Annotated in this window: 5 protein-coding genes and 1 pseudogene; all 6 read right to left on the reverse strand. The window is 73.5% G+C overall.

The window, feature by feature from the left end:
* Nucleotides 1-82 precede the first annotated feature (82 nt).
* Entirely contained in the window at nt 83-580 is a 498-nt protein-coding gene (locus tag ABT116_RS40035) for a glycosyltransferase family protein (protein WP_062931252.1), read from the reverse strand.
* A 120-nt stretch (nt 581-700) separates the two neighbouring features.
* A pseudogene (locus ABT116_RS40040) lies at nt 701-1,360 on the reverse strand (CGNR zinc finger domain-containing protein); the annotation flags it as partial.
* A gap of 40 nt (nt 1,361-1,400) precedes the next feature.
* Nucleotides 1,401-2,303 (reverse strand): universal stress protein, encoded by a 903-nt coding sequence (locus tag ABT116_RS40045; protein WP_351644888.1) that lies wholly within the window; start codon nt 2,301-2,303, stop codon nt 1,401-1,403.
* 160 nt (nt 2,304-2,463) lie between these two features.
* The gene (locus ABT116_RS40050; protein WP_104786506.1) at nt 2,464-2,706 is read right to left on the reverse strand and encodes a DUF397 domain-containing protein; all 243 of its coding nucleotides are present in this window, start codon (nt 2,704-2,706) and stop codon (nt 2,464-2,466) included.
* Between the two features lie 82 nt (nt 2,707-2,788).
* Nucleotides 2,789-3,955 carry a thiolase family protein gene (locus ABT116_RS40055; RefSeq protein ID WP_351644892.1) on the reverse strand — a complete coding sequence of 389 codons (1,167 nt, stop codon included), beginning with the start codon at nt 3,953-3,955 and terminating at the stop codon, nt 2,789-2,791.
* Nucleotides 3,952-4,352: thiolase family protein (locus ABT116_RS40060; protein ID WP_502984021.1), on the reverse strand; the 401-nt coding region annotated here is incomplete at its 5' end. The genes ABT116_RS40055 and ABT116_RS40060, both read right to left, overlap by 4 nt.

Consider the following 4,352-nt stretch of genomic DNA (forward strand, 5'->3'; position numbering starts at 1 on the left):
GCTCCCCGCCGGCCGGCCCCGTAGCGCCCCCATCAACCCCGGCCGCGTTTACCCGCGCCCCCTTCGTGTGCGGCGGTTCGGCTCAGCCCTGCTGGAAGAGCTCCGCGGGCAGCGGTTTGAGGAGGGCGTAGAGGTCGTCCGTGATGGGGCGGTCCCAGGCGGCGATGGTCACGAGGACGTTGTCGCTGCGGTCGAACTGCACGCAGGAGATCCGGCTCTCGGAGAGCTTGACGCGGCGCACGATCAGAAGGTTGTCGCCCTGCATCACCGGTACGTCCTCGGTGCTGACGACGGTGACCTCCTCGTCGTTCTCCAGTGCCAGCAGCAGCTGGGCCACCTCGAAGGGGACCTCACCCTCGGGGACCTCACGGGCCGGGGAGCCCTCCGGCAGATTGCCGATGATCATCGCGGGGCCGCGGCCGCCGAACAGGTCGTAGCGCAGGAAGACGCCCTGGCAGGTGCCGTCGGGCGCGGGCAGCAGTCCCGCACCGAGGTTGCCGGGCCAGTCGCCCGGGTCCATGGCCAGTACGTCGAAGTCGGGCCCGGCGGGAGTGGCGCTGCGGCGGCGGAGGAACGACATGTCGCCCATGGTACGTGCCCCGGCCTGCGAAGTGCGGGGTGGGCGGCGGACCGGGTGGCCGGGTTGTCGCCCGGTGCCGGAAGTGGTGTCGGACCACTCGGGCGGGTCGCGGCCGGTCCGGGCCGTCGCCTTGTGCCGCTGGTGGTGGCGGGCCACGCGGGCACGGTTGCCGCAGGAGGGCTCGCACCACTCCTGGCGCGGGTGCTCCTTGAGGAAGTACCGCACGCAGCGCGGCGCGTGGCAGGCCCGCAGCCGGTCACGGTCGGGGCTCGCGAGGAACGCGATCACGGCGTGTGCGAGCGCCGCGGTCAGGTCGTCACCGGCATCGACGGGCCTTCGGTGGACGACCGGGACGGCGCCCTCGGGCCAGTCGAGGGCCGGCATGGTGGGGGTGCGGGCGGCCGCCTCGTTCAGGTGCCGCACCGCTTCCGGCAGGGGCATGAGGCGGGCCGCGTCCGCGGGGCTCGGCTCGTCGGGGTGCACGGCCCGGGCGAAGAGCGCGCGGACGGCGGCCCGCAACGCGCGCACGGCGGTGAGCTGCGCGGCGTCGGCGGTGAATCCGGCAGCGTGACGGTCGCTGTCGTCGGGGTGCGGCGCCGCGCCCTGGTCGTCGGGTCGGTTGTGAGCACCGGCCGACAGCGCTTCGGGGTGGGCCCGGACCCACGCGGTCAGGCCTGCCGGGTCGGTCAGGTCGTCGGCGACGCCGCCGCTCCCGTCGTGGCGGATGGTGAGGGCCAGGTCCAGGGCGAGCCGGGCGTCCCTGCTGATCGGTTCCCGCATGCGGCTAATGATAGGCCCGACCCTATCCATTACGGCGGGGTCAGTCCTCCGAGGGTGACGGCGGCACCACGGCGACCGGGCTCACGGCGTGCAGCAGGACGGCGTGGGTGACCGAGCCCATCATGCGGACGGGTGAGAGCAGACGCCGCCGGTGGCGGCCCACGACGACGAGGTCGGCGTCCCGGGAGGCCGCGACGAGGTGACCCGCGGCGTCGCCCGCCTCCGGAACCACCTCGATCGCGACCTCCGGGTGCCGCTCGCGGTACGGAGCGAGAAAGCCGTCGGCGAGGACCCTGGTCTCGTCCTCGATGACGTCCTGGTCGACGATCGGCGGCGGCATCTCCCCGGGCATCATCCAGGGCTGCGCGGGCCAGGGGTAGGCGGCGACCGCCTGGAGCCGGGCACCGCACCGAGCGGCCTCGGCGAAGGCGAACTCGAGTGTGGCCTCGTCGGGGCCGTCCACCTTCAGGCCGACGACCACGCGCGTGCCGGGACCCCCCGGTGCATCGCCGTCGACCTCGCGTCCGGGCCGGGGCACCACGACGACGGGGCACTCGGCGTCGCGGGCGGCGGCCATGCCGGTGGAGCCGAGCAGCAGACTGGCGAAGCCGCCGCGGCCGCGAGAGCCGAGGACCAGCAGCTGGGCCGTGGCCCCCAGTCCGGGCAGGACCGCGCCGGCCGCGCCCTCCAAGCCGACGTACTCCGTGTCCGGCTGATCGGCGCGCCCCTCCAGGTGGGCGCGGACCCGGTCGAGAACGGGGTCGTCCTGCGGGTCCGCGCGCAGGGCGGCGAGCACGTCGGACCGTGCCCAGTGGGCGTACTGGCGGACGTGCGCCACACGCAGGGGTGCCGCGCGCCGGCGGGCGGCATCGACGGCCCACTCCAGGGCGCGCAGGCTGGCGTCCGAACCGTCGACCGCCGCGACGACGGGCAGGGTGCTCATGGGTTCGCCACCTCCGGGATCCGGCCGTCCCCTCCCGGGGCCAGCCTGACTCAGGCGGTGGCTCCGGGAAGAAACCTCCGGTCGCGTGTCCGGAAAAGCGGACGGAACACCCCCGGATCGGCCCTGGGGCCCCGGCCGTCCGGAACGCTGCGCCCCGTCCTCAGGTGAGGTCGAACTCCCCCTCCCGCGCTCCCGACACGAACGCGCCCCACTCGGCGGGCGTGAAGATCAGCGAGGGGCTCTCCGGGCGGGCACTGTTGCGCATGGCGATGAAGCCCTCCACGAAGGCGATCTGGACATCCCCCCGCCCTCGGCTGCTGGACTGCCACTGTGCGTCTGTGAGGTCAAGCTCCGGCTTGTCCCAGCCTGTGAGCGGGCGCTGCTGGGTGGTGGTCTCGGCCACGTCCGTGCTCCTCCCGGTTCGTCGTCCGCGGCCAGCCTAGCGATCGTGTCCCACGGCCAACAGGGCACGTGAGGGGGACCTTTCAGGAGTCCGGGGGCCGGTCGCCCACGAGCCACATCGAGAAGAACTGCGATCCGCCGCCGTAGGCGTGTCCGAGGACCCTGCGCGCCCCGTCCACCTGGTGTTCTCCGGCCTGCCCCCGCACCTGGAGCGCCGCTTCCGCGAAGCGGATCATGCCGGAAGCCCCGATGGGGTTGGTGGACAGCACACCGCCCGACATGTTGACGGGCAGGTCCCCGTCCAGTTCGGTCACGCCCGCCTCGGTGAGCTTCCAGCCCTCGCCCTCGCCGGCGAAGCCGAGGTTCTCCAGCCACATGGGCTCGTACCAGGAGAACGGCACGTAGATCTCGGCGCCGTCGATCTCGCGGCGGGGGTCGGTGATCCCGGCCTGCCGGTAGACGTCGGCGGCGCAGTCCTGCCCGGCTTGCGGGGAGACGAAGTCCTTGCCGGCGAAGAGGGTCGGTTCGCTGCGCATCGCACCGCCCAGCATCCAGGCGGGCGGTCGCGGGGCCCGGGCGGCTCCGGCGCGGTCGGTGAGGATCATGGCGCAGGCTCCGTCGGAGGAGGGGCAGGTCTCCGAGTAGCGGATCGGGTCCCACAGCATGGGCGAGGCCATCACCCTGTCGAGGGTGATGTCGTGTTCGTGCAGGTGGGCGTAGGGGTTCTTCAGCGCGTTGCGGCGGTCCTTGTAGGCGACGAGGGCGCCGATCATCTCGGGGGCACCGCTGCGGCGCATGTAGGCGCGGATGTGCGGTGCGAAGAAGCCTCCGGCCCCCGCCAGGAGGGGCTGCTGGAAGGGGATGGGCAGGGACAGCCCCCACATGGCGTTCGACTCGGACTGCTTTTCGAAGGCGAGGGTGAGGACCGTGCCGTGGACGCGGGCCGCGACGAGGTTTGCCGCGACGAGCGCGGTGGAGCCACCGACGGAGCCGGCGGTGTGCACGCGGAGCATGGGTTTGCCGACGGCGCCGAGTGCGTCGGCGAGGTAGAGCTCCGGCATCATGACGCCCTCGAAGAAGTCGGGCGCCTTGCCGATGACGACGGCGTCGATGTCGGCCCAGGACAACTCGGCATCCTGGAGGGCGCGTTGCGCCGCCTCCCGGACCAGTCCCGCGAGGGACACGTCCCGCCGTGCCGCGACGTGCCTGGTCTGGCCGATGCCGACGACGGCCACGGGCTCCTTGCTCATCGGGGTTCCCCTTCGAGTACGGCGACCAGGTTCTGCTGGAGGCAGGGGCCGGAGGTGGCGTGGGCGAGGGCACGGTCGGACGCGCCGCGGTGGATGCGGGCTGCGGCCTCGCCGATGCGGATGAGGCCGGCGGCCATGATCGGGTGGGCGGCGAGCGCCCCGCCGGAGGGGTTCACGTCCACGTCGTCGCCCAGCCGGAGGGCCTTGCGCAGGACGATCTCCTGCGCGGTGAAGGGCGCGTGCAATTCAGCGGTGTCGACGGGCCGCTCGAAGGCTCCGGCCCGCTCGGCGGCCAGGCGGGTCGAGGGCGAGTCGGTCAGGTCGCGCACGCCCAGGGCGTGGGCCTCGATGCGGTGGTCGATGCCGCGGATCCAGGCGGGGCGTGCGCACAGATCCC

Origin of the sequence: Streptomyces sp. NPDC002130 (genome assembly GCF_040296465.1) — a bacterium.
Classification (GTDB): Bacteria; Actinomycetota; Actinomycetes; order Streptomycetales; family Streptomycetaceae; genus Streptomyces.

Coding starts and splice junctions, on each gene's coding strand:
- ABT116_RS40035 (WP_062931252.1), bottom strand. CDS start 580: ATGTCGTTCCTCCGCCGCCGCAGCGCCACTCCCGCCGGGCCCGACTTC.
- ABT116_RS40045 (WP_351644888.1), bottom strand. CDS start 2,303: ATGAGCACCCTGCCCGTCGTCGCGGCGGTCGACGGTTCGGACGCCAGC.
- ABT116_RS40055 (WP_351644892.1), bottom strand. CDS start 3,955: ATGAGCAAGGAGCCCGTGGCCGTCGTCGGCATCGGCCAGACCAGGCAC.